Raw genomic sequence first — 3,509 nt, 5'->3', positions numbered from 1 at the left:
GTATGAACTGTCCGGATTGGTACCGTAGTTGTACAGGACACCGATGTCGGCCTTGCCGTCGCCGTTGAAGTCACCGGCGACGACCTTGCTCGAGCTCCAGTTCCACGAGCCCGTACCGTTGGTCCTGCTGTCCGACACCTCGACCGGGTTCGCGAAGCCGGTACCCGTCGACGTGAAGGTCCACAGGCCGGTGTGGTTGGTGCCGTCCGGGTTCAGGCCGTAGTTGTACAGGACACCGATGTCGGCCTTGCCGTCGCCGTTGAAGTCACCCCGGACCGATGACGTCGTGTCGTCGTTGCACGGCACCTGGTTCTTCGCCACGGCGGCGTTGGCGGGGTCCGCGCATCCGGCCCACGCCGCGGCGCCCATCAGGTCACCGTGGTCGGAGATCGTGTCGTTGCGGTGCGGCGTGGCGGCGTACGGCGAGGTGAAGTCCCGGGAGCTCAGGAAGACGTAGTCGATCTTCGACTGGTCGGTCTGCCCAAGGTCGTAGGTGTACTTGCCGGTGCGGCAGCGATCGGCGTTCTGCGGGCAGATGTTGCCGAACTGGGTCTTGTCGGTCTCGTCGACCTCGGTGAACCGGCCGAATCCGCCACCGAAGTCGTAGAAGCTGTCCAGCGACGGGTCGGTGGGCGAGGCGTTGAAGTCGCCACCGACCACCACGGGGATCCCGGCGGCGATCCACGGCTCGACGGCCTTCCGTGCGACCTCGCCCTGGCGCTGCTGGGTCGTCCCGAGGCAGGTGGGCGTGGTGGACGGGTAGTCCGGGCACTCGGTCGAGTACATGGCCGCCGACGGGTGGTAGGTGCAGGCCTTGATGGCTCGCCCCTGGAGCGTGGTGTCCGCGCACACCATGTTGACGGTCTCCCGGCCGGCGTGCTCACCGAGGTAGATCGTCTGGGCGTTCGGCGCCGGATCCGCGCCCTTGCTGAACAGCGCGACGCCCTCGGACTGGCTGGTGCCGCCGTTGAGGGCGCAACTCGACACGGTCCCGAGGGTTTCGACATAGGCGCCGTGGTATCCGGACGGACCGAGGCTGCTCTGGAGCCCGTCGAACTGCGACTTGCAGATCTCGGTCAGGAACAGCAGGTCGGAATTCCAGGTGGTCGCCTCGGACGTCACGTAGGCGTCCCGATTGGTGACTTCACCGGGCAGGGTGCAGTAGGTCCCCCCTCCCCACGAGGATCCGCCGCACATGTTGTACGAGAAGAATCGCAGCGGCGGCGTGGCCGTGCCGGCGGTCGCCGCGGACGCGGTGCCGAGCACCGCGGCCGGAAGACCCATGAGCAGCGCCATGGAGAGCAGCGCGGCACATAGTGAGCGTATGCGCATCGATTTCCTTTTAACCTTCGTCATCACAGATGGAAACGCCAATGACGCGAAGGAGCGGGCGCGTTCACCATTCAAATCTCCCCCATCGAAGCGTCCCGGACACGGAGGATACTGGAACCGCAGGTAGCCTCCCCGATCGCAGGAAAGCCGGCTGGGTCCTCGGCGACGGTCGTCCGCAGGGTGAGACGCGCCGTCCAGGTCGGTCGGGTTTCTGCCAACATGCCTGGCATGCAGCAGCAGCTGATTATTAGCGGCAGCGTGCCGGCACCGAGTCGGGAGGAGTGACCCTCCCCCGGTTCATCGCCCGCACGCAGACCTCTCGCGCTTCGCGAGGGGTCTTTCTGCTTTTCTGCCACCAGGCTCACCCGACAGACAGGACCGCTCCCATGGAACATCCCCGGCTCACCGTCACCCTGCGCCCCGGCACCGGGACGCTCGCGCGACTCGCCAGCACCCTCAACAACCACCGGGTACTGGACCTCGCCTTCAACACCGAGTCGGCGACCTCGGCCAGGGCCGTCGTACGCGTTCCGCAGCAGGACGCCATGCGCGTCGAGCAGAAGCTGCGAAGGCTGGTCGACGTCATCGACGTGGCATTGGAGCCGCCTGCAGACAGTGCCCTTTCTGCGATGGGAGGCGGCGCCGACGCCTACAGGTCGTTTCCCGCGTAGGAGAGGTTGAAGCTCTTGTTGGTGAGCGGGAAGTCCGGGACGATGTCCGAACGCGCCGCCGATCTCGACCTCGCAACCGTTGCACGACCCGGCGTCGACGTGGCGCACCTGGGCGGAGCCGTGTAACTGGCGGGCGGCGGGCAGGGTTTCGCCCTCCGGGCGGGGCGGTGCGGGCTCGGCGATCCGGCCGATCTCACGGATCCTGTGCCACAGACCCATGACGGTCTCCAGGTCTGCTGACGACGTCCCCGGGGCTCGGGGGGCGGATACGAAGCGCTCGACCTCGTTGCTCCTGTCGGGGCACCGGGCTTGCGACAAGGGCCTGTTGAGGCGAAGCCGATGAGGGCGAAGGACCGGTAGAGGGGTAGGACCGGTTGAGGGGAAGGCCCGGCTGAGGCGATCAGCTGTACCGGGGCGGCGCCGCTTCACGACTTGCAGACGTTAGCAACCGGCAAGTCCGGCAGGACGGTCGAGCGGACCAGTCTCAGCCGTTCGGGGACAGTCGGCGTCACACCGACCCGTGGAATCGTAAGGGTGTTCCACCGCAGGCCAGTGAGGCCGCCCCGGCGTCGGTTCCCGGGTGGCCTCCCCGCGACGGCACGCTTCCGGCAGCGCCATCACATGCCGATCTTAGCAGTTGATAATCTTGTCAATTGCATGCATGGCCAGAACATGCCACGCGCATCACACCGCCAGCCGGCAGCGTCAGTCGCGCCCGGGCTTCTGGGGCTGGGCGAGCAGACCGTCCAGGAGCTCGGCCTGGCCGCTGATCACACCACCGAGGATGGTGCGGGCGACCCGCAGGAGCTCGGCCACCCTCGGATTGGTGAGGCGGTAGTAGACGGTGGAGCCCTCACGGCGGGCGATCACCAGGTTGGAACGCCGCAGCACGGCGAGCTGCTGGGACAGGTGGGAGGCCTCGACGCCGACCTCGGGCAGCATCTCGGAGACCGCGTACTCGCGTTCGCTCAGCAGCTCCAGGACACGGATGCGCACGGGGTGGCCGAGGGTCTTGAAGAACTCCGCCTTCAGTTGGTACAGCGGCGCACCGACCACAGGAGGCGGGGTGGGCGTTTCGGCGTTCACGTCGTCACCGTCTCCATCAGGTGGAACCTCATCGAAGAGTTGACCTTACCAACCGGTCGGCCGCCCTCGCCCGCCGGCCAGGGGGCGACCCGCGGCCGGCCAGGGCGCTACCGATGAGCAGAGATGACCACTGACTGAATCCATCACATGCGAAATCTACTATTTGAAAAATTCTTCATCTCCATACATGATGGCGTGCTGTTGGATCGGCGAAGGTGCGCCCGGCACCCGCCCGCAGCCCGGGAGGGACGAGTCGTGACCGCGGTGTTCGACGAGGAACTGCACGAACAGCTGGCCCGGGCCCGCCAGGCCCTGCGGCGGGCCCGGAGCGACGGGGACGACGACGGCGCCCAGGCCTACGCCGGGCGCGTGGCTGCCCTGCTTCGGATCGCGGCCGCCCACGGCATCGACGTTCCGCAC

The 3,509-nt window shown here is 67.2% G+C and carries 3 protein-coding genes; 1 reads left to right on the top strand and 2 read right to left on the bottom strand.

Annotated elements, in window-relative coordinates; all coding sequences use genetic code 11:
- Positions 1–1,332: endonuclease/exonuclease/phosphatase family protein (locus ACFQ87_RS45115; RefSeq protein WP_380616861.1), on the bottom strand; the 1,332-nt coding region annotated here is incomplete at its 3' end.
- A gap of 386 nt (positions 1,333–1,718) precedes the next feature.
- On the opposite strand from ACFQ87_RS45115, the gene ACFQ87_RS45110 reads away from it, so the two are divergent.
- Positions 1,719–2,003, top strand: coding sequence for a hypothetical protein (locus tag ACFQ87_RS45110; RefSeq protein ID WP_380616860.1), 285 nt, complete (start codon positions 1,719–1,721; stop codon positions 2,001–2,003).
- A 705-nt stretch (positions 2,004–2,708) separates the two neighbouring features.
- Here the strand turns inward: ACFQ87_RS45110 and ACFQ87_RS45105 are convergent.
- A complete protein-coding gene (locus ACFQ87_RS45105) occupies positions 2,709–3,089 on the bottom strand; it encodes an ArsR/SmtB family transcription factor (protein WP_380616859.1) in 381 nt (126 codons plus the stop codon).
- Between the last annotated feature and the right edge of the window lie 420 nt (positions 3,090–3,509).

The organism is Kitasatospora sp. NPDC056531 (genome assembly GCF_042794375.1).
Lineage (GTDB): Bacteria > Actinomycetota > Actinomycetes > Streptomycetales > Streptomycetaceae > Kitasatospora.
The sequence above is the reverse complement of the archived record's forward strand: the minus strand, read 5'-3'. Positions and strand labels throughout refer to the sequence as shown.

What these genes read in the sequence shown, in the direction of transcription:
- ACFQ87_RS45110 (WP_380616860.1), top strand. Translation starts at nt 1,719, where the DNA reads ATGGAACATCCCCGGCTCACCGTCACCCTGCGCCCCGGCACCGGGACG.